Annotated in this window: 17 protein-coding genes; 14 read left to right on the plus strand and 3 right to left on the minus strand. The window is 62.3% G+C overall.

All coding sequences use genetic code 11. The features are described 5' to 3' along the window. The first annotated feature begins 10 nt into the window (after nucleotides 1–10). The 11 genes from GM658_RS18635 to GM658_RS18685 all read left to right on the plus strand — a co-directional run bounded on the left by GM658_RS18635 (nucleotide 11) and on the right by GM658_RS18685 (nucleotide 15,791). Complete coding sequence (locus tag GM658_RS18635) at nucleotides 11–1,333, plus strand: FliI/YscN family ATPase (RefSeq protein WP_155455560.1); 1,323 nt, start codon at nucleotides 11–13, stop codon at nucleotides 1,331–1,333. Between the two features lie 5 nt (nucleotides 1,334–1,338). Continuing rightward, complete coding sequence (locus GM658_RS18640) at nucleotides 1,339–1,857, plus strand: hypothetical protein (RefSeq protein WP_170298869.1); 519 nt, start codon at nucleotides 1,339–1,341, stop codon at nucleotides 1,855–1,857. 253 nt (nucleotides 1,858–2,110) lie between these two features. Then, a complete protein-coding gene (locus GM658_RS18645) occupies nucleotides 2,111–2,578 on the plus strand; it encodes a hypothetical protein (RefSeq protein WP_155455562.1) in 468 nt (155 codons plus the stop codon). Then, a complete protein-coding gene (locus GM658_RS18650; protein ID WP_155455563.1) occupies nucleotides 2,575–3,630 on the plus strand; it encodes a FliM/FliN family flagellar motor switch protein in 1,056 nt (351 codons plus the stop codon). The genes GM658_RS18645 and GM658_RS18650 overlap by 4 nt, the downstream gene beginning before the upstream one ends. Nucleotides 3,631–3,662: 32 nt before the next feature. Continuing rightward, on the plus strand, nucleotides 3,663–4,310 hold the full coding sequence (gene sctR / locus GM658_RS18655; RefSeq protein ID WP_155455644.1) for a type III secretion system export apparatus subunit SctR: 648 nt from the start codon (nucleotides 3,663–3,665) through the stop codon (nucleotides 4,308–4,310). A 9-nt stretch (nucleotides 4,311–4,319) separates the two neighbouring features. Beyond that, on the plus strand, nucleotides 4,320–4,586 hold the full coding sequence (gene sctS / locus GM658_RS18660; protein WP_155455564.1) for a type III secretion system export apparatus subunit SctS: 267 nt from the start codon (nucleotides 4,320–4,322) through the stop codon (nucleotides 4,584–4,586). Nucleotides 4,587–4,597: 11 nt separating this feature from the next. Continuing rightward, the gene (gene sctT / locus GM658_RS18665; RefSeq protein ID WP_170298870.1) at nucleotides 4,598–5,386 is read left to right on the plus strand and encodes a type III secretion system export apparatus subunit SctT; all 789 of its coding nucleotides are present in this window, start codon (nucleotides 4,598–4,600) and stop codon (nucleotides 5,384–5,386) included. Further along, nucleotides 5,379–6,461: an EscU/YscU/HrcU family type III secretion system export apparatus switch protein gene (locus tag GM658_RS18670; protein WP_155455566.1), complete on the plus strand. Its 1,083-nt coding sequence runs from the start codon at nucleotides 5,379–5,381 to the stop codon at nucleotides 6,459–6,461. Before sctT ends, GM658_RS18670 begins: the two co-directional genes overlap by 8 nt. 11 nt (nucleotides 6,462–6,472) lie before the next feature. Further along, complete coding sequence (gene sctV / locus GM658_RS18675; RefSeq protein ID WP_170298871.1) at nucleotides 6,473–8,557, plus strand: type III secretion system export apparatus subunit SctV; 2,085 nt, start codon at nucleotides 6,473–6,475, stop codon at nucleotides 8,555–8,557. 73 nt (nucleotides 8,558–8,630) lie between these two features. Further along, nucleotides 8,631–12,674, plus strand: coding sequence for a hypothetical protein (locus GM658_RS18680; RefSeq protein WP_155455568.1), 4,044 nt, complete (start codon nucleotides 8,631–8,633; stop codon nucleotides 12,672–12,674). Between the two features lie 429 nt (nucleotides 12,675–13,103). Then, complete coding sequence (locus GM658_RS18685) at nucleotides 13,104–15,791, plus strand: winged helix-turn-helix domain-containing protein (RefSeq protein ID WP_155455569.1); 2,688 nt, start codon at nucleotides 13,104–13,106, stop codon at nucleotides 15,789–15,791. A gap of 35 nt (nucleotides 15,792–15,826) precedes the next feature. Here the strand turns inward: GM658_RS18685 and GM658_RS18690 are convergent, their stop codons facing one another. Then, nucleotides 15,827–17,035 (minus strand): MFS transporter, encoded by a 1,209-nt coding sequence (locus tag GM658_RS18690; protein ID WP_229416973.1) that lies wholly within the window; start codon nucleotides 17,033–17,035, stop codon nucleotides 15,827–15,829. A 113-nt stretch (nucleotides 17,036–17,148) separates the two neighbouring features. Here GM658_RS18690 and GM658_RS18695 point away from each other — a divergent pair, with 113 nt between their 5' ends. After that, nucleotides 17,149–18,111 (plus strand): LysR family transcriptional regulator, encoded by a 963-nt coding sequence (locus GM658_RS18695; RefSeq protein ID WP_155455570.1) that lies wholly within the window; start codon nucleotides 17,149–17,151, stop codon nucleotides 18,109–18,111. A gap of 53 nt (nucleotides 18,112–18,164) precedes the next feature. Further along, a complete protein-coding gene (locus GM658_RS18700) occupies nucleotides 18,165–18,365 on the plus strand; it encodes a DUF3079 domain-containing protein (protein WP_155455571.1) in 201 nt (66 codons plus the stop codon). Between the two features lie 4 nt (nucleotides 18,366–18,369). Here GM658_RS18700 and GM658_RS18705 read toward each other — a convergent pair whose 3' ends face one another. After that, nucleotides 18,370–19,197: a J domain-containing protein gene (locus GM658_RS18705; protein WP_155455572.1), complete on the minus strand. Its 828-nt coding sequence runs from the start codon at nucleotides 19,195–19,197 to the stop codon at nucleotides 18,370–18,372. A gap of 178 nt (nucleotides 19,198–19,375) precedes the next feature. Here GM658_RS18705 and GM658_RS18710 point away from each other — a divergent pair, with 178 nt between their 5' ends. Further along, on the plus strand, nucleotides 19,376–19,822 hold the full coding sequence (locus tag GM658_RS18710; protein WP_155455573.1) for an Hsp20/alpha crystallin family protein: 447 nt from the start codon (nucleotides 19,376–19,378) through the stop codon (nucleotides 19,820–19,822). On the opposite strand, the gene GM658_RS18715 is transcribed toward GM658_RS18710, so the two are convergent. Next, nucleotides 19,819–21,756, minus strand: a complete 1,938-nt coding sequence (locus GM658_RS18715) for an ATP-binding protein (RefSeq protein WP_155455574.1) — start codon at nucleotides 21,754–21,756, stop codon at nucleotides 19,819–19,821. The two genes, GM658_RS18710 and GM658_RS18715, sit on opposite strands and share 4 nt — an antisense overlap. Nucleotides 21,757–21,764: the final 8 nt, after the last annotated feature.

Genomic DNA, 21,764 nt, shown 5'->3' on the forward strand with positions numbered 1-21,764 from the left:
GCGCCGCGACATGGCAAGCATGGACTATCTGTCCGACGCGCTGGCTGACGCACTCAGTGGCTTTTCCGCGATCGAGACGCGCGGCCGCGTACTGGAAGCGGTGGGCACGCTGATCAAGGCCAGCGGGGTCAGCGCCCGGGTCGGCGACATCTGCGCGCTGCGCAATCCCGGTACCCCATGGCAGATGCAGGCCGAGGTAGTCGGCATCCTCCGCGACCTGGTGCTGCTGATGCCTTTCGGCGAACTGGCGGGTTTGTCGACCCAGACCGAAGTCCTGCATCTGGGGCGCACGCAGGGCGTAAAGGTGGGGCCCGCCGTGCTGGGCCGGGTGCTGGATGGATTCGGCGAGCCGATCGACGGCCTGGGGCCGATCGACGCGGTGCAGGAGTATCCGGTGTATGCGCCGGCGCCCGATCCACTGCGGCGCAAGCCGATCCTGAGCGCCCTGCATACGGGGGTGCGTGCCATCGACGCCTTTCTCACTTGCGGCGAAGGGCAGCGCATGGGGATCTTTGCGCCGGCGGGCAGCGGCAAGAGCAGCCTGCTGTCGATGATCTCGCATGGGACTGCGGCCGATGTCACCGTGGTCGCGCTGGTGGGCGAGCGCGGCCGCGAAGTGGGGGAGTTCTTCCGTACCGCAGTGCCGGCCGGCGGCCGCGAACGCACCGTCTTCGTGGTGGCGACCTCGGACCGGGCGGCCGGGGAAAGGGCCAAGGCTCCCTGCGTGGCGACGGCAATTGCCGAATATTTCCGTGACCAGGGCCGTTCGGTATTGCTGCTGGTCGATTCGGTCACGCGCTATGCGCGCGCATTGCGCGAGATTGGCCTGGCGGCAGGTGAGCCGCCAACGCGGCGCGGTTTTCCACCCTCGGTGTTTACCGTGCTGCCAAAGCTGTTCGAACGGGCCGGGCAAAGCGAGAAGGGCGCGATCTCCGCTTTTTACACGGTGCTGGTCGATGATGACGAGGCGGGCGATCCGATCGGTGAAGAGGTGCGCTCGACGCTCGATGGCCACATCATCCTGTCCGCCAAGCTTGCCGCCGCCAACCATTATCCGGCGATCGATACGATGCAGAGCCGCAGCCGGGTGATGAATATCGTGGCGTCGGCTGAACACCAGGCTTTGGCAGGAACACTGCGCGAGCTCAGCGCCAAGTACCAGTCGATCGAGATGTTGTTGCAGATCGGCGAGTACGAAGCGGGGGCGGACGCCATAGCGGATCGCGCGATCCGTACCCGCCCAGCGTGCGAGGCATTGCTGCGGCAGGCGCCAGGGGAGTCATCCGGCCTGCGGGAAACGCTGGCGGCCATGCGCAATATAGCGGCGACCTAGGGGACATGGAAACCATCATGCTGGAACAGCACGAACAATTGGTCAGGGTACGGGACGTGCAACTCCAGGGCGCGCACGCCGAACTCGCGCGCAAGGCCGCGCTGCGCAACGGAATCCGGCGGGAAGTCGAACGCGCGGAGGCGGCACTGCGGGTCCTGGCTGCCCAGAGGGCGTCCTGGGATCGGCAATGGCAGGCATGGATAAAACAGGGCGGGGCGCTGCAGCGAGGCAAGGCTTATGCCGACCAGCACCTGAAAATCGCCGCACTCGAGAACGACCTCGAACAAGAGCGGGCCAGCATCCTTGAACGCTTGCAGGAGGCGCAGCAGGAAGTCGATGCGGCCCAGATCAGGACCAGGAAGCAGCAGCATGCCTTGTCGAACATCATCGACATGGTGGGCCAGATGAAGAAGATGCAGCGCCAGGAGCGGGAAGCGCGTGAGGTGCAGCGATCGGAAGACGCAGTCGCGGCGAGCTGGTACCTGGCCAGGAAGACGCTCGCTCCGGAGGCCAGGCATGAATGAATTTTCCAGGATCGATGGCGGTGAGCGGGACCTGCTCCTGCCTGGCCCAGCCGCTGTACCGCTTGGCCGGCCCAGTTCCGATGCAGCTGTGGCAGCCTTTCGCAACATGATGCGCAAGCGCTCGCCGGACACGGCACCGGCGCCGGCGGAGAAGACGAATGCGCGTGCAAGCGGCACGTCGCCGCATCAGGTCCGGGCGGACTGCTCCGGCGCGAGCACCGACGCGCCGGCGGGCGCTGCCCCGCATGCCCCCGTGCGCTTGCGGACGGCAGCTGGTGAAGAGGGCGGCCAGACTGCCCTGCCATGCGCTATTCCCCCCGAGCTGATGGCGGCCGGCGTGCAGCGGCCTGGCCAGCAGGCCTTCACCGGGCTTCAGCAGGGCAGTGCTTCGGCCACTGCGGCCCCGGCCGATGCCGCCCAGAACGATGAAGTGGCAGCGCTCCTGCAACATTTCAGCGCCAATCTGTACGTGGCAGACAGCCCCAGGGCGGGCACGGGCCGCATCATGCTCGACCTCGGCACCTCACTGCCCGGCTCATCGGTAGAAATGTCGCGCGACGGTGTCTTTCTCAACGTGCGGCTGCACGCGGCGGATGACGCGATGCTGCGGCTGATGCGGGGCGGCAGCGCGCGCCTGCTGGAAGCACTGAACAAATCGACGGGACTGGTGGTGCGGCTCGACCTGGTGCAGCGCAGCGACACGGCCGGAGCTGATGCATGATGTCCGATTCCGCAGCCCTGGTTCTCGATCAGCTCGAGCCCGATGTCAGCCGCCTGGTGAATGCCTGGCTCGCCGTGCGCCAGTTTTCCGAGTGGCCGGTGGCTGGCCGGCGCCTGCGCATCCAGTGGGGCTGTGTGCTGCCCCACGCACCGTTTGCCGTCGCCATCGAATGCACGCTGGCGGGCCAGGCCTTGCTGGTCAAATTCGACGGGCTGGCCGGGATCGACCCGCGCCTGGTCGGCGAACCATTTTCCCATTTGCCCGCGCCGACGCGCAATCTCGTCATCGAACGCGTTGCCGCGGATTTTTCTGCGGCGCTGCCGCAGGGTTTCATGCATGACGTGGACATCCGCGCGGTGCACTGGACTGCGCCGGACAGCGCGGCCTGGCCGTGCGCGATCGGCTTCACCGTGATCCGCGAAGACGGTGCGCAATCGCGCGGCACGCTGGCGGCGGGTGTACTGCGGACACTGGAATGGCTGCATCAGGCCATGCCGCAAGGCGCCTTGGCGCCGCTGGTTTCCAGGGGCGACATGCCGGTGGCTGTCTGCCTGCGGGTAGGGCGCACCGTGCTGGCCAAGTCCACGGTGCGCGGCCTGGGCGCTGGCGACGTAGTGTGGATCGATGAGGGCGGAGCGATTTCACGTCATGGCGTGACGCTGGTCTTCATCCCCGGCAACAGCAGTCAGCGCGCCTGGTCGGTCCGCCTCAAGCAGCGCACCGTGACGCTGCAGGCGCCTTATTCCGGCATCCTGGCGCACGCGCAAGGCCTGGTAGTCAACCGAGGAGAGCAAAGCACCATGCACAAGGATCATACCGATATCGAAGTCCCGGTGGTGTTTGAAATGGGCCAGATGGTATTGCCGCTGGCCGAGATCGAACGCCTGCACGCCGACCAGACATTCGAGCTGGAGCAGGATGCCAGCCTGGCGACGGTGACGCTGAGCGTGTTCGGCTCGGTGATCGCGCAGGGCAAGTTGATCGCCATCGGCAGCAAGCTGGGCGTACGCATCGTGCGCGTTGCCGGCAGCGGCAACGAACAATCCGCTTAGCTATTGCAGGGGGACGCGTGCTCGCACAGGGAATGCCGGATCCGATCATCGTCATCACAACGCTTGGTTTGCTAGGGCTGGCGCCCTTCCTTGCCGTGATGGTGACTTCCTATTCCAAGATTGTGGTGGTGACCAGCCTGGTGCGCAATGCGCTTGGCTTGCAGCAGGTGCCGCCCAACCTTGTCCTGAACGGGTTGGCGATCATCGTGTCGCTCTACATCATGGCGCCGGTCACCAGCAAGATTACCGACACCGTGCAGGCGCAGGTGAAGCCGGGACAGCAGCTGAACGCCGGCAGCTTCTTCGACATACTGGGCCTGGCGCGCGAACCGCTGCGGGGGTTCCTGTCAAAGCACACCAATCCGCGCGAGCGCGAGTTTTTCGTCCGCTCGGCCGGCAAGATATGGCCCGTGGAGCGGGCCGAGGCGCTCAAAGGCGATGACTTGCTGGTACTGGTTCCGGCATTCACGGTGACCGAGCTGACGGCCGCGTTCAAGATCGGATTCCTGATCTACCTTGCCTTCGTCATCATCGATCTGGTGGTGGCCAACATACTGGTCTCGATGGGGATGATGATGTTCTCGCCCACGGTGGTGTCGGTGCCGCTCAAGCTGCTGCTGTTCGTGGTGCTGGACGGTTGGTCAAAGCTGGTACACGGCTTGATCCTTACTTATCAATAGGCCGCCGCCATGGAATTTTCTGTCCTCATCACCTACGTCAACCAGGCCCTGCTCCTGATCCTGCTGCTGTCGCTGCCGGTGATCGCGGTGGCCAGCATTACCGGCCTGGCGCTTGCGTTCCTGCAGGCAGTCACCCAGGTGCAAGACCAGACGATTTCGTTCGGTGTCAAGCTGATCGCAATCATCGCCACGATCGCCCTGACGTCGTCCTGGCTGGGCGGCGAGCTGTTCCTCTTTGGTGAGCAGATGTTCGGCGCCATTGCGGGAGTGCGCTAGCGATGGGCGCCATGATGCACCAGGGAGAAGCCATCCTGATCGTGACCAGCCTGCTGATGACGCGCATGCTGGTGGCGTTTTCAGTCTGGCCGATCTTCATGGGCCAGACCGTTCCCGTCATGGTGCGCATGGCGCTTGCCGTGGCCTTGAGCAGCCTGATGCTGCCGGCTGCACTGGAGGATCCGGCCATGCTGTCGATCTCCTATCCGCAGGTAGTGTTCGTGATCCTGAAGGAAGGCGGGATCGGCCTGGTGCTGGGTTTCCTGTCCGGCATAGGATTCTGGGCCTTGTACACCGCCGGCACAATCATCGAATTCCAGGCCGGCATGAGCATGGCGACCATGGTCGACCCGACCACGGGGCAGGACGACTCGATGGTCGGCGGCCTGATGATGCAGATGTTCACCATGCTGTTTCTCGTGACCGGCGGCCTGCTGTCGATGATCGGCACGCTGTACGAGAGTTACCAGGTGTGGCCGATCCCGAGCATGGCCCTGTCGATGGGCAATGCGAGCCTGGTGGAAGTCGGGCTGCGGGCGCTGAGCGAGATGCTGGGCCTGGCGCTGAAGGTGGCGGCGCCGTTCCTGCTGTTGATGCTGATGCTGGAGATCGGGCTGGGCCTGCTGTCGCGCTTTGCGCCGCAGCTGAACGCCTTTTTCCTGGCGATGCCGCTGAAGGCGCTGATCCTGGCATTGCTCATGTTGCTGTACGGGGCCGGCATGTCGGAGAGCTTGCGCGCTCTGCCCATCGCCGATTTTCCCGCGATGCTGAACGCGCTGCGCGGGGTCTGGCATGAGTAATGGGTCTTCCAGCCAGAGCAGGACCGAGCAGCCGACCAGCAAGAAGCTGCGCGACGCGAGGAAGCAGGGCGACGTCTGGCACAGCAAAGACGTGGGCGCGACGGCCTCGATCGTGCTGGCCCAGGTCCTTTTCGCGCTCGGCGGCACGAGCCTGGTCGAACGGCTGGGCGCCATGCTCACGCGTACGGCCGGCGCCAGCTTCAATGCATTAGACGACACGGCGACCTTGCTGGCATGGACGCGCGATCTGCTGACGGAAGCGGCCTGCATCTGCGCCGCCGTCGCGCTGCTGATGGCGGCGCTGGCGGCGCTGACGGGATGGCTCCAGGCAGGCGCCGTGTTCTCACTGGAGCCGGTGATGCCGCGCCTGTCGCGCCTCAATCCGGTCGAGGGAGCCAAGCGCCTGTTTGCGCTGCGTAACCTGGTCGGCCTGGTCAAGCTGGCCGTGATCTGTATCGCGCTTGCCGCCGTGCTGTGGTGGGTGGCGCACGCAACCCTGCCCGCGCTGGTGCGCGCGCAATGGCTCCCGGTTGGCGGCCTGCTGCCGCTGGCCGGGAAGATCATCGGCCAGATGGCGTGGATGGTCACGCTGGCGTTCGTTGCCATGAGCGTATTCGACATCTGGTTCCAGCGCATGGAATACCTGAAGCGCCACAAAATGACGAAGGACGAAGTGCGGCGCGAAGCGCGCGAAATGGAAGGCAGTCCGGAAATGCGCGGCATGCGCCGGCGCCTGCACCATGAATTGGGCATGGGGAACATGCTGGAGAACGTGCGCAAGGCGAATGTGGTCGTGGTCAATCCGACCCATATCGCCGTTGCGCTGTACTACGAAGCGGGCGTGACCGACCTGCCGCTGGTGGTCGCCAAAGGAGAAGGGCATATTGCGCAGGCGATCCGCGACATCGCGCAGGAAGAGGGTATCCCCATCATGCGCAACGTCAAGCTGGCGCGCGGCCTGCACGCTGCGGTGCAGTTGAATACCCATATACCGGACGAATTTCTGGAGCCCGTGGCCGAAGTGTTGCGTTGGGTACGGGATTTTCATGGACGACTTGGCGAGGGAAACGAATGAAAATGAACCCTATGCATGGATTGAGACCGCCCGGATCGTGGTCGGTGCTGGCGCGCCATGCGGACCTGCTGCTGGTGGCGCTGGTGGTGGCCGTCATCATGCTGATGGTCCTGCCGCTGCCCCCATTCATTCTCGACAGCCTGATCGCGGTCAACCTGACGCTCTCCGTCGTGCTGCTGATGGTCGCGCTGTATATTTCCTCGCCACTCGGCCTCTCCACGTTTCCATCGCTGCTGCTGTTTACCACCTTGTTCCGCCTGGCGCTCAATATCGCCTCGACGCGGCAGATCCTGCTGAACGCGTATGCGGGCGACATCATCGCCACTTTTGGCCAGATGGTGGTGGGCGGCGACGTGATCGTCGGCGCGGTGGTGTTCCTGATCGTGGCGGTGGTCCAGTTCATCGTGGTGGCGAAGGGTTCCGAGCGGGTGGCCGAAGTGGCGGCACGCTTCAGCCTGGATGCCATGCCGGGCAAGCAGATGAGTATCGATGCCGACCTGCGGGCCGGGATCATCGACAAGGATGAGGCGCGCCAGCGCCGCGCCAAACTGGAGAGCGAAAGCCAGTTGTATGGGGCGATGGATGGCGGGATGAAGTTCGTCAAGGGCGACGCCATCGCGGGCCTGATCATCGCGGCGGTCAACATCCTGGCCGGGCTGGCGATCGGCGTCTTCCGCAAAGGCATGGATGCCGGCACGGCCCTGCAGACCTATGCGGTGCTGACGGTCGGCGACGCCCTGGTGTCGCAGATACCGTCGCTGTTCGTGTCGATCGCGGCCGGCATCGTCATCACGCGCGTTTCCGATCCGGGCCGGGTCGGCAGTCCGAACCTCGGTAACGAAATCGCTGCCCAGATCAGCAGGCAACCCAAGGCCCTGCTGGTAGGCGGCGCGATGATTTTCCTGCTGACGTTGGTGCCAGGTTTTCCCAAGTTCCAGTTCATCCTGCTCGGCATTGCGGTGGCCTCGCTGGGCTTTTTCCTGGTGCCGGCGCGGCGGCGCTATGCCAACGCAGCACAGACGCCAGTTCCATCGATGCAGAAGGAGGGCCATGACGGGGCGCGCACGCTGCTCGACGCCGCGGAGCATAGCTTGACCATTCCGCTGGTGGTGCAGGCTTTCCCCGGCGTCGGCAGCGTCCTGTCACCGGTGCACTTCGAGAGCGAACTGGCCGAAGCGCGGCGCTACTTCAGTGTCGACCTGGGCATCCCTTTTCCCGGCGTCGTCATGCGCGAGAATGCGCGCCTTGAGGAGGGGGAATACCGGATCTATGTGGATGAAATTCCCGTGCTGGCCGGCTACCTGGCGCAAGACGAAGTGCTGGCATTGGCGTCCAGGCAAGTATTGGACCTGGCGCGTATCCGCTACAGGGAGGGTGGCGCACCGGTTTTCGGGCATCCGGCGCTGTGGGTGCCGGTGGAGGAGATCGACGCGCTGGATGCGGCAAACCTGAAGTATCTGGAGAACGAACAGATCCTGGCCCGCGCCCTGCTGAGCGTGCTGCGCCGCCACGCCGGTGAATTCATCGGGATACAGGAAACCCAGTACCTGCTGAAGCGCCTGGGCGAGCAGTATCCCGACCTGGACAAGGAATTGCAGCGCAACGTGCCTTTGCCGCGCCTCGCGGAAGTGCTCAAGCGCCTGGTGCGCGACGAAATTTCCATCCGCAACCTGCGGGTGATCGCCCAGGCCCTGATCGAATGGGCGCCGCGGGAGAAGGACACGGTCCTGCTGACGGAATACGTAAGAATCGCCCTGACGCAGTACATTTCGCACCGCTTCGCGCAGGAGGACGGATCATTGCCGGCGATCGTGCTGCATCCCCGTGTGGAAGAGCAGCTGCGGCAAGCCCTGCGCCAAACCTCGGCAGGGGCAGTGCTGATGCTCGATCCGGAAATCGGCAACCAGCTGGTCGCCAATATCAAGCAGGCGGTGGAAACACATGTGGAGAAAACTGCAGTTCTGCTGACTTCACTTGAGATCAGGCCCTATCTCAGGAAGCTGACCGAGGTCGAGCTGGCCGATCTCGCCGTGGTGTCTTACCAGGAATTGCGGCAAACGGTCAGGGTCGTGCCGGTCAGTTCCGTCGAGATTTAAGGCGACAGGCTGCGCTCCGGCAGGGGCGCAGCTGCATCGAATCAACAGTAGCCAACCAAGCAAGGAGAACACCATGTTCGGGATCGACTTCGGTGGCATCATCCACCGCGCAGTACAGTTGCTGGACCTGGAGCCGCCACCGCCCAGGCACGTGGACCCGCCCCCGCCCGCCACGTCCAGCGTGGTCAATGCCGACTACGTCACCAAGGGCCCGCGGGCCTCGCCGCTGCTGGTGGACAAGCCGCAGATCGACTTCGTCAAGCCGCCGGCGCCGGCCGTCAAGGCTGCCGAGGAGTATACCGACAAGACGGTCGCCACCGCCAAGGAAACCAAGCAGGCGGCGGACAGGCTGCAGGCCGATTTCGGCGACACGCTGCCGGAAGACAACCAGACCGACTGGGAAATGTACGTAGCCCGGCGCACCGTCGCCAACGGCGACCAGGCCAAGGCCGAGCAGGCGATCGCCGCCGAATTGCGCCTGACCTACCAGGGCGACCCGAACAACAAGGAGGCAGTGCAGAACGCAGCGCACGATATCGCCAACCGCTACCATGACGACCCGGCGACCCAGGCGGCGGTCAACAAAGGCCTGGACACCGTCCTGACCGAAACCCCGGCCGAACGTGCTACCAATACCAAGCTCAATGAAGTCAACCAGGCTGGCACCAGGCTCGATGACCTGACCGCACAGCAGCAGGACGGCGACAAGTCCGTCACGAGCGAGCAGATCGCCAGCGCGCGCGAAGACTATGCCGCAAAGCAGAAGGAACTCCTGGCAGCGACCCGGAAGGAATTGAGCGCGACCTATGCCGACTTGCCTGCCGGTGTCCAGATCCGTGAACTGGACCCGCTGGCCTACGCGGCCACGCAGATGAATGGACGCTACGCTAATGATCCTGAGTTCAAGGCCGTCATCGGGGCGGCCACAATCCTGCAGCGATTCGAGGACAGCGCCGTGCTGGGCAACGAGGCGCAAATCGACCTGCTGGGCAAGGCCTTGCCCAAAGGCGTGGACCCGACGATAAAGGGGCTGGTGATGGCGGACGCCGGCGTGCAGAAAGTCATCGACACCTACGTCAAGGACGGCGTCAAAGCGGTCGAAGATGCGTATGCCAAGAAGGGCACCGCGGCAGGCGCCGAGGCCCTGCGCGACGTGACCGACCCGTCCAAACATTCGGCCGTATCGCCCGAGATTGCCGCCCGGATCATCAACCAGTCGAAACCGACGGTGGAAAAGATCGTCAACGATATCGCTAACAGGCAGCCCAAGGGCCTGGAAGGCCAACGGAGCATCCCCGATATCGGGGCGGGGATCAAAGTAGCCAAGGCGCTGTCGGCGGCGGTGGACGTCGCCGCTGCCGGCAGCGATTGGGAGAAGAAAGAATACAGCGACCCTGAAATCAAGGCCGCGGTAGAGGGCGTGGCGCACCTGCTCGCCACAAATCCCGCGGCGGATATTGCCCAACTGGGCTTCAAGGATGCGGTGGCCGACGGGCACGCGACACTTGCGCTGGAAACCGTGCGCCAGGTATCGACCCTGAAAATGGATGAGGTCGATATGGGCGCTGCCGGGAAAATCCACGATGCGGGCCGCTTTGAAAAGCAGAAGGGGGTGTGGCGGGACGCGACTCTGCGCGCGCTCAAGGAAGGCCTCGACGGTTTGAAGAAAAACAACGAGGACATGCTCAACAAGGCAACCAAAGGCATGGCGCCCTTACTGGTCCAAGGCAAGTACTCGGATCTGCTGACGGACGGCGATTTCAACAAGGGCCAAAGGGCGATGGTTGAAAAATTCCCTGGGCTCAAACAAGACATCATTGACGGCCGTAACTGCATCGACGACATGGGATACAAGCTGCTGCGCACCAGCGAGGCTGTTGACTTCTACAGCAAGGACCTGGGCGGGATGGACGGCTACAAAGAGGTCGATGAGACCCGCACGGCCCTAATGGCCGATGAGAAGGTGACCTCGACCCTCCTGATGAGCGATTCGGCTTCGATGCGCACGAGTACCCAGGTGGTCCGCAAGATGCTCTCGGATGACCTGAAAAACGGAGGCACCCAGGCGCAAACCTACGGTCTTCGCGCACAGGTGACCGGCGACCTGGCGGAATTCCTGGCCGAATCCTACGTCATTGGAAAGGTGAACGGCGGCGTCAATTTGCCGGGCGCCGCGATTGAAGCCACGCGCGCGGCCCACCTGCCTTATTTTGGCGGCTCGTTGATCTGGGGCGTCGGAGGCTACTTCCAAGCAGCCATGACGGGATATCTCTTCGATACGGTGAAAGTCGGCGATGTCGGCGGGCCCTTGCGCAAATGCTTGTTGATCGGCCTGGTGGGCGGTTTCGCCGGCTTCCACCTGATGCAGGCGGGTTTGGGCGCCGCACGCATCCAACCGCATACTTTCGGCAAAGGCCCGGACGGGAAAGTCCTCACTACTGCCGACACGATGGTCAAAAAACTCGGTACGAAGTTCTTCGATGCCGCCGAATCCGGCGAAAACAGCTGGGGGCTCTACGTCAAGGAAGGCACGGCGCGCGACCGCTGGACGCGACTTGCGACCGAGGCGACCCAGCCCCTGGTCAAGCAACTGGTTTGCTTGATGACGATAGCAACGGCGTGGGACGCCAGCGGCGTATTCGCCAATCTCAACGGAACGCTGCCCTACCCGAATCCGGATGGCACGGTGGACACCGCTACGAAGCAGTTCAAGCTGGGCACGCAATCCGTCAATCTCAGCAGCGACGCCATGCTGCTGCGCCTGCAGGTGCGCGAGATGACCTTGCGCACCCTCGGCGCAAAGGTCATGGCCGATCCGGAGCTCAAGGCGGCCGCCGAAACCCGCTGGAAGATCGAAAGGTTTGCCTACGCTGCGAAGGATGGCAAGAAGGTGGCTGACCTGAAGCCGCATGAGTTCAGCTTCAACTCGCGGCTTGCGGGCAAGTATGCACTTGGAGAGTCCGGAGTCGACGGTGCCGCTGGCCGAACGGCGCTGGGTGAGGCAAGCGCGACCAAGAAATTCCTTGGAACGAGCAAACTGCTGAATGCGTTCGAGTATATGTTCGGCACCGGATCAAAGGGCAACGCGGCGAAGTGGGCGGAGACGCTCAGCCCGACACTCAGGGGCGTGCTGTTCAAAAATATTGTCGAGGAGGGCGCCACGAAAACAGTGGCGCGTTTCGCCGTGTTCGGCGATAACCCGATCGGTTGGGTTGTCAATATTGCCTACCTCGCCACCGCGGCCGGCAATTGGGCCTGGGACCACAACAAGGCCATCCAGAACTTCCAGAACTATGATCGGACCTTCATGGAAGGCGTCGGCCTCGACAAGGCGCATGCCGACGTCATGGCGCAGCACGATTGGTGGAGCAGCGACGCCAAGGTCGACGGCTTCCTGAAAGCTTACGCAACCACCGGCGGTGACCCGGAAAAGTTCATCGACTACCTCAACAAGACTGACCCCAAGATGCTGGGTAAGATGCTGGACGCCACCCAATCGCTGTCCGATCATCTTGATGACAAGGGCAATGTGGCCGATGCCAATCCGTACTATGACAACTATCTGGCCCTGCCGCCCGATCCGGCCGATATGGACTTGGCCAAGCATCCGACGATCCGCTTGAATCCGGACACGCACCGTTATGAAGATTCAGCGACCGGCATGTTCTACGAAAAGGGCGCGCACGAATGGCGCCTGGGTCAGAACGGCAATATCACGGGCTACTCCCCGCAGGAACGCAAGCTGACGTTCTATTCGCTGGCGGGGCCACAGACAACGACGATCCATATCGCGAGCGCCGCAGGATGGAAAAACTGGCTGGCAGCGCGCGAGCTGCCGCTGCCGCCGCAAGCACCTCCGCCGCAGCCTGCACCGCCCGATTTGCCGGCAGCACCGCCGGTCTCGACCCAGAATGTCTATACCGTTAAGCTGAATGACAACGTCTGGGATGTCGCGGGCAACGATCCAGCCATCGTCGCCAAGATCTACGATTTGAACCCCTGGCTCAACGAACGCCTGGAGGATAGCGCCACGGACAGCGGGCACGGCCGCAATCCGAACATCCTCAACGCTGGTGAACTTCTGATCTTGCCAGATGGCTTCAAGGCTCACGGCTGATCCTTGGCCCACGATGCTGAAAATGCAGTCGTGATTCAACTCGTCCACGGCGCACGGCTAACATCCGTGCGCCGACCTGAGCAGTTCAATCTATCTGCCATCGGTCCCCCGGCACGATGGCCTCTCCCACCCGCATTCCAACTCCTGCCGCGCCAGCCACGCGTGATCCAGGGAGTAATAAGTAAATTGCAATAAATTGTATCGGGTCAACCCTCCCTGACGATTTCCGGTATTCTGGTCAGCCGTCACCGCGCGACCGAGCGTCGGGACCCCCGGTAAGACCTATGAATCACCAAGCACTCACCATTTTTGGTGATTTCCAAACCGGTTTGAATTCGTTAAGCTGTATTTATTGTTGTTTCCAATACAAGAGCAGGCGGGCGCATCCTTCGTTGCAATCCCGGCTGCCTAGAATGGATCAGTAATCAGATGAGCGATTTGTCCCACCATCCCTGCCTGGCCTTACTGGCCGACCAGATTCTGGCGACCAAATTCGTGATCCCTGCCGCTACCGCGCAGTTGCTGGCGCGACCGCGATTGCAGCATCCGGAACTAGCGCCGCGCGTAGTGCTGCTCTGCGCACCGGCGGGCTATGGCAAGACGACATTGGCCGCAAGTTGGGCCGCCGCCAGTTCTACGCCGGTCGCCTGGCTGTCGCTCGATGCCGGCGACAACGACCCACTGCGCTTCCTGGTGCATTTCATTCATGCGATTCAAGGCCAATGCGCCGAGTTCGGCAAAGTCATGGCCGATATGTGTGCCTTGATTCCACCGCCCCCGATCAGTGCGCTGATGCGACCTCTGGTCAACCTGCTGTGCGCGCTGCCGGAGCGACTGTGCATCATCCTGGATGACCTGCAACTGGTGACCGAGCCGGCGGTCCATGAGGCGATTGCGTTCCTGGTTGATCATCAACCGGCGCGGTTGCAGCTGATCTTTGCGAGCCGCAGCGAGCCGCCATTCTCGTTGGCGCGCCTGCGCGGACAGGGGCAAATTGTGGAATACCGCGGCGAAGACTTGCGCTTCAGCTTGCCGGAAGTGGAAGCCTTCTGCAACGAAGTCATGCAGCTCTCATTACCGCCGGAACAGGTGAGCACGCTGGCCGAGCGCACGGAAGGCTGGATCGTTGGCTTACACCTGGCGGCCGTGGCCCTGAGCCATCATCACGACAAGGCCGCTTTCGTCCGGACCTTCACCGGCGACAACCGCCACGTCTCGGACTTCCTGCTGGACGAAGTGTTGCACGGACTCGCCGATGAAACCTTGAATTTTCTTTTGCAAACTTCGATGCTGGAGCGCTTCAATGCAGCGCTGTGCGACGCGGTGACCGGGCGCGACGATAGCCACGCCGTGATCAGCGAGATAGAGCGGGCCAATCTGTTTATCTTCAGGCTCGATGAGCAACGTCTTTGGTATCGGTATCACCACCTGTTTGGCGCCTTGCTGGAAAGCCGCTTGCGCGCCGCGGCGCCGAGCTCGGTCGGGCTGCTGCACCGGCGTGCCAGTAAATGGTTCAGCGAAAATGGCTTCATTACCGAGGCCGTCGTTCATGCGCTGGCAGCGCCTGATCACGAATCGGCTGCCGATCTGATGGAGACGCATCACAGCGAACTCTTTTCCCACGGCCGGATGGGCAGCGCGCTGGCCTGGTCGAGGCAATTGCCGGAGAGCGTGCTCGCAGAGCGCCCCCTGTTGTCGATGGTGTGCGCGTGGGGCTATCTGTACCTGGATGAGATGGCCGAGCTGGAACGCCATCTTTGCCTCGTGGACAAGTGCCTTGCAGGTTTTCATGACGCGCCTTTCGGCGGCAAGGAACGCGCGATGCTGGGCCAGCTTGCTCTGCTGCGGGGCTGCCAGTCGGCGTACCAGGGCCATATCGACAAAGGCATCGCCCATTTCGATGAGGCGCAGGCATCGCTCGCACCGGGCCGGACCTTGTTCCGCGCCGCAGCCGTGGCGCGCGGAGTATTCTATTTCGTCAGTGGGCGCATGGAAGAGTCGCAACGGCTGCTGGAAGACAATGTTCTGATACGGGATGCGACCCACAACGTTCAGGTGCCGATCACCGCTGCCTGCGCACTGGCGCGCAGTCATTTGCTGCGGGGCCGCCCCTTGGCCGCCAAGCAAATCTACGACAAGACCATCCAGGCCTTGCTGGTCTGCGGTTGGCAGTATCTCCCCGCGTGCGGCATGCTGCATATCGGCCTTGGCGAGGTAGCCTACGAAATGAATGAGCTCGCGCTGGCGGAACAGCATCTGGTGCGTGGTGTCGAAATGACTGCGGCCGGGTTGCAATACGTGAATGCCTGGGGCCGCGTGCTGCTGGCGAAAACCCGTAAGGAACTGGGTAAAGCGGCGGAGGCCTGGGATCCCCAGTTCGAGGTCCTGTTGCTGCGCTATGCCGGCCGCCTCGTGGTGGAAATCGCGCCGCTATCAGCCGTCATTGCAGGCTATTGGCTAAGTCTTGGCAAGATGGATGCGGTCCAGCTCTGGAGCGAAGCCGCCCGCTTGCCGCTCGAGCCTGCACTGGCGCCCGGACGCGAGGCGGAATACCTGGTGCAGGCGCGCTTTTTCATCCTTGCAGGGCGGCGCAGCCAGGCGCTCGATCTGCTGGAACGCTTGTGGTATCCAGCAGTGCAAGGCAAGCGTCTGGCGGTGATGACAGAAATCCAGGTCCTCAAGGCGATCTGCCTGCAGAAGGATGGCCGCAGCGACGAGGCGATGATGGTGTTGCAGCAGGGTGTCAGCCTGGCTGAAAACACGCACCTGCTGCGCGTATTCATCAATGAAGGCGAGGCCCTGTCCGGCATGCTTAAAAAGCTGGCGCGCGGCGCTGATTACAAATCCTATGTACATACCTTGCTCGGACATATGGGCGCGGACGCCGCCCAGGAATCGGCGCAGACTTTCGAGCGCCTGCCGCAATTGTTCAGCAAAAAGGAGAAGCTCGTTGTCAGTCATATTGCGCGCGGAGCGACGAACCATGAAATCGCCGAGAGCCTGTTTATCTCCTTGAATACTTTGAATTCGCACGTGAAAAAAATCTACGTCAAATTGGGCGTGAACAGCCGGCTGCAGGCAGCGGAACGCCTGCGCCAGCTTGGGCTTGCCGAGTAGTTCGACCGCTGAATGGAGGCGATGGCGTTTCTCCATTACCGGGCCGCGCTGACGCGGGGCAGGGCAGAACGTGCGGCAAGCGCTTCTGTTACCCAGTAAAGCAAGGCAGCAGATGGGAACGCCATTCCTGTCAGCAGGGCGGCGCGCCAGCCGTAATTCGCCAGCATCCAGGCACCAGACGCGGAGCCGATCGCGCCGCCGGCAAAGAAGAGCGCAAAATAGATGCCGTTCAGGCGGCTGCGTACTTCAGCGCCCAAGGCAAACAAGGCGCGTTGTCCCAGCACCAGGTTGGCCGCGACGCCCATATCGAGCACGATCGACGCCAGTACCAGCAGGCCCAAAGCAAGGATGCGCGATTGAGGCGCCCACAGCGGCAAGGCAAACCCCAGCACACCCAGCACCAGCGCGGCAGCGGTGGCGGGCAGCGTATAGCCTTTATCGGCAAGCTTGCCGGCAATCGGTGAAGCAATCGCGCCTGCCATGCCGACCAGGGCGAACAGCGCAATGCCGGCTTGGGACAGGTGGAAGTATTGACCTTCCAGCATCAGCGGCACGACAGTCCAGAACATGCTGAAAGCGCCGAACAGACCCGCGTGATAAGCGGCGCGACGGCGCAATACCGGCGTCGTCTTGAACAGATGCCACAGCGAGCCAAGCAAGCGGGGATAGGGCATCGGCGCTTGGGGCGCGCGTTCAGGCAGCTTGGCGCGCAGCACGAAAGCCAGCAGGGCGACCATGACAGACGCCGCGCCAAATACCACACGCCAGCCGGCGTATTCCGCAATCAGGCTCGCCGCGGGTCGCGCCAGCATGATTCCGAGCAGAAGGCCACTAACGACCTTGCCCACGGTTTGCCCTCGCGTGGCTTCCTGCGACAAGTGCGCAGCGAAGGGAACCAGCACCTGGGCGGCGACAGAGCCGAGGCCGATAGCGAGCGAGGCGGCGAGGAATTGGGTCGCGCTGTGGCTGGACGCGGCTGCGGCCAAGGCCACTGCGGCAAATAGCAGGGCGCTGAAGATCAGTTTGCGGTTCTCCAGCAGGTCACCCAGTGGCACGACGAACAGCAGGCCCAGTGCATACCCGGCCTGGGTCAGGGTGACGATCAAGCCTGCGGCTTCCGGCGAGAGGCCGGTTGCGGCGCTGATCGGCCCGGCCAGGGTTTGCGCGTAATACAAGCTGGCGACAATCAGTCCGCTGGCGCCTGCCAGCAAGGCAACCATGCCGTGGGAAATATCGTTTTTCATGTTTGAACTCCATTAATGGAAAGGTTGGCGCCATTGTGCTGGAGCTGTCGGAAAAGATAATTAGCCGCCAAATGCTCTATACTTTTCATATAAAGTGAACAATGGAGTTCCGATTGGACCGTCTTAAGGCCATGCAAACCTTCGTCCGCATCGTAGAAGCGAACAGCTACACCAAGGCGGCGGAAACACTCGATCTTCCGCGCGCGGCACTGACGGCGACTATCCAGAAGCTGGAAGCCTACCTGGGCACCCAGTTGCTTCAGCGGACTACGCGTACCCTGGCGCTGACCAACGACGGCGCGGCTTATTTTCGCCAGTGCCTGGCCATCCTCTCGGCAGTGGAGGAGGCGGAAGCGCCGTTCCGGGCCAAAGATGCGCAACGGCCACGAGGCAAGTTGCGGGTGGAGTTGGGCGGGGCGGTAGGCCGCCGCATCGTGTTGCCAAAATTAGGGGAATTTCATCGGGCCTATCCTGAGGTGGAGTTGGTGCTGAACCTGAACGAACGGCTGACTGACCTGGTTCGTGAAGGTGTCGACTGCGCGCTGCGCGTAGGTCAATTGCAGGACTCCTCGCTGATCGGGCGCCAGATCGGCACCATGCGCTTCTTAACCTGCGGCGCGCCGTCCTATCTCGCCACGCATGGCACGCCGCATTCGCTTGCCGACCTGGCCCGGCATACTGCAGTGCTGCACTTCTCGGGCCGCACTGGGCGGCCATTCGATTGGGATTTCATTGAAGGCGGCTCAGTGCGCAAGGTCGAGATGGCTAGTGCGCTCGCAACCAACGACGTGGAAGGGCATGTAATGCTTGGCCTGCAGGGCTTAGGCCTGGTGCAGGCGGCAACCTATCTCGTTCGCGGCCATCTTTCCGATGGCACGTTGGTGCAGGTCTTGAACGATATGCCGCCGACGCCGATGCCCGTGTCGCTCGTCTATCCACGAGGCCGCATGGCGTCACTCAAATTGCAAGTATTTGCGCAATGGCTGGAGGCATTGTTTGCTGCTGAGCCGGACCTGAAAGTTCTGCCGGCCGCCCGCCATGAGCAGCGCCATGGCGTCAAAATTGATCTGGATTAAGGCTCGCCAACTTGCATAAGGCTACGCTTGAGATATTGAAGAGCGGGTCAATCATGGCAAAGAAGTTCCCAATCATTCCTTTACACCCCGAGCGGGTCTGTTGGGGATGCGATAAATACTGTCCTGCGGACAGCCTAGCATGCGGCAACGGATCTGAACGTACCCAGCATCCATCCGAGCTGTTCGGGGCTGACTGGATGGAATGGCAGTCGCCGCTTTTGCAGAAGCAGGATAATGAGGACGGGATAGGCTGAGGTGCTATCTGTATTGCGCTATCCAGAGCAGGACGGTGAGCAGAATCAGTACCGCGCGAAAGATGCTCCACGGGAGCGATTCGTCTTCCTCATTGGCGGGCGGCACCCACGACACGTCGCGCGCCTCGCCCAGCGGTGCGGCCAGCTCGCGCCAGCGCGCAAGCATGCGCATGTCGACGATGACAGCGGTGAGGTTGGGGAAGTGTGTCGCCAGGTGCTCAAAATAGCCGTGATCGCGCCGCAGCTTTCCCATATCCGGCTCGTGCGTCTGGCGCAGGTCGCGAACCACCCTTAGCAAGGGGGCGCGTAGCGTGGCGTGCCCATGATGCAAATACAGACGCTCGAACCATGCGTCGGCCACCTGAGGATGTGGCCAGTTGCCTTCCTCCGCCCAGCCGAAATAATGGGTGGCGGCGAGCAAGAGCGCTTCATGGCCTGGTTTCCAGCCTTCAGCCAGCAGGCGCCCGATGGCAGCTTCCAGTTGCCAGCCAGCGTCCAGGCCGACTGGCTGTTGTTCGGTCAGTTGTTCAATCAGGTCACCGACCCAGATCGTCTCATCGGCGATGCGGCGGCCACTGGAAATGACGGCAACTGCCGCAACCATCCAGTCGTAGGCTTCCTGTGCTTCATGGTCGACGGCGGGCGGCGCGGGAGCGGGTGCAGCTGCCTTGCGCAAGCCAAGCGCTGTTTCGTAGGCTTCGCGCAGGGCCTGGAACTCCATGATCTGGGTTTCCTGGTCAATCAACTTGAGTTCGCGCGCATAGGCTTTTCGGATCGCCTTTTCATCCGCGCTGGCGTCCAGGCCAAGCCGTCGCAGTGCATCAACCGTCATTGCAGAGCCGATTAAGAATGGAAAGCGCGCAGCCTAGCATCTATTCCTCGTTGTGAGAAGTTTCCGGCAGAGCCATAGCCTTGCATAAAATGTGTCATCAGAATCGATTGATGCAATCATTTAGCGAACTTATGCCGACGGAACTATCATGTTATGCATCATGAGAAAGGAGGAAACCATGGCTAATCTAAGGCGTTACGACCCACTCACCGAACTGGCCCGTTTCGATCCGTTCCGCAATTTCGAAGACCTGTTCCGTGACTTCCGGATGGCAAATATCACGCGTGAAGGGGAGGGCCGGCAGCCGATCCGTATCGATGTGCATGAGGACGAGAAGGCTTACACCGTCCGCGCCGACGTGCCTGGTGTCAACAAGGACGACATCAAGGTCGATATCTCGGGCAATCGCGTGACGATCTCCGCCGAGACGAAACGGGTCGCGGATGAAAAGCAGGGTGGCAATATCGTCCGCAGCGAACGCTACTTCGGCGAGCAATACCGCAGCTTCACGCTTGAGCACGATATTGACGACAGCAAGGCGAGCGCAAAATGCGAGGGCGGGGTGCTGGAACTGACCTTGCCTAAGAAAGCCCAGCAGGGCGGCCGCAAGCTGCAGATTCACTAAAGCCGGACCGGCAAGGTCAGGATAAAACTGGTGCCCTCTCCGAGGGCACTTTTTACGTCGATGCGGCCGCCCAGCAAGCCATACACGATGTTGTAGACGATGTTCAGACCGAGGCCCGAGCCGCCGCGCCCAAGCTTGGTGGTGAAGAACGGGTCGTAGATCTTGCCCATATGTTCGGGCGCGATGCCAATCCCATTGTCGCGCACGGCGATCGCCACCAAACCGGCGCCGAGGGCTTCCGCGGTGATCTTGATTTCGCCATTCTCCATGCCTTCAAACGCGTGGATCAGGCCATTGTTGACGAGGTTGATCAAAACTTGGCCGAACGGGCCCGGATAGCTGGCCATGACAATCCCGGCCGGGATTTCATGACTCACCCGCACACCGGATTTTTTGAATGTCGGCATCAGTACCAGCAGGATCTCGGACACCAGTTCATCGAGCTGGAATTCGCGGCACTGCGACGTGGCCCGGTCCACCGCCACCTGTTTGAAGCTGGCGACCAGGTCCACCGCACGGTGCAGGTTGCGCAGCACGATCTGGCTGCCGTTGTTGACGTCCCCGATATAGGCTTGCAGGGTTGAGCGTTTGACTCCGTTTTCTATGCCGGCGGCGAATGCCTTGCTTTGGTCGACCAGGGTGCTGACCGCCAGCAGGCTGTTGCCGATCGGCGTATTCAATTCGTGCGCCACGCCTGCCACCAGCGAGCCCAGTGCGGCGAGCTTTTCGCTGCGCACCAGTTCTTCCTGCGCGCGCTGCAAGGTGCCAAGCGATTCGGCCAGTTCGCGGTTGGTATCGGCGATCTGGCGCGTGCGTACGTTGACCAGCTCTTCCAGTTCGAGCTCGCTGCGCTTGCGGTCCGTGATGTCGGTCGACACGCCGCCCAGCGCCCAGATATGGCCGAACTCGTCGATCAATGGGAATTTCTCGGAGATGTAGGTGCGTGCACCGCCGATTGTGCCGGCTGAGGTTTCTTCGTGGCTGGAAGCACGCCCGCTGGCCAGTACGGCCCGGTCGGCCAGGCGTACGGCTTGCGCCATTTCGGGCGGGAAGAGGACTTCATCGGTGCTGCCGAGCGGCTCTGGCGACCCGGGCGCCAGCAGCATGCGAAAGCTGTGGTTCACCATGAGGTAGCGGCCATCGAGGTCCTTCACGTAAATCACGGCGGAAGACTTTTCAACGATGTTATTGAGCAGCGCCTGGCTGCGGCGCAGGGCCGCGTCGCGCGCTGCGATGGTCGAAAGCATGGCGTTGAATGCGCTTGCCAGCCGGCCCACTTCATCCTGTCCGGCCACTGGCGAACGCAGGTCGTAGCGCTGTTCGCGCGTTACCTGGTCCGCAACGGAGGACAAGGCGAGCAGCGGCGTTGTCACCAGCCGCCGTGAGCTCCAGGCATACAGGATGCCGCCGAACGACAAGGTCAGGAAGACCACCCCGAGCACCAGCCCGTATTGGCGCATGCGCTCCAGGGTGGACGGCAGATGGTATTCCAGGGCCAGGTAGCCCACTGTCGCCCGTTCGAAGCGGATCGGGGACAGCATCGCCAGCTCGTAACCGTCGAAACTGTGGCCGCTTTGTTCCAGTTTTTCCGGCCAGGCGCATGGCACAGCATGGTCCCGGTTGAACTGCGCGAACAGGCGCTTATCAGCAGTGAACAGGCAGGCTTGGGCGATCTCGGGACTGGCACGCAGCGCTTCCAGCTTGCGGATGGCGCTATTGCGGTCGACAGCATTCAGGTCAGCATCGAAATTGGTGGCCAGCAGCTCGCTGCGGCTGGTCATATCGTTTACCACGCGTGGGCGAGCCACCAGCATGTCGTAACTGGCGAGGGCAAACAGGGCGACCAGCATCGCGGCAAGCGTCGTAAAGACCGATACCAGCAAAAGTTTGCGCTGCAGCCCTAGATCGCGAAAGAAGCCCTGGAAGCTTTTCATTCTGGGAT

Source organism: Massilia eburnea (assembly GCF_009720745.1).
Lineage (GTDB): Bacteria > Pseudomonadota > Gammaproteobacteria > Burkholderiales > Burkholderiaceae_D > Rugamonas > Rugamonas eburnea.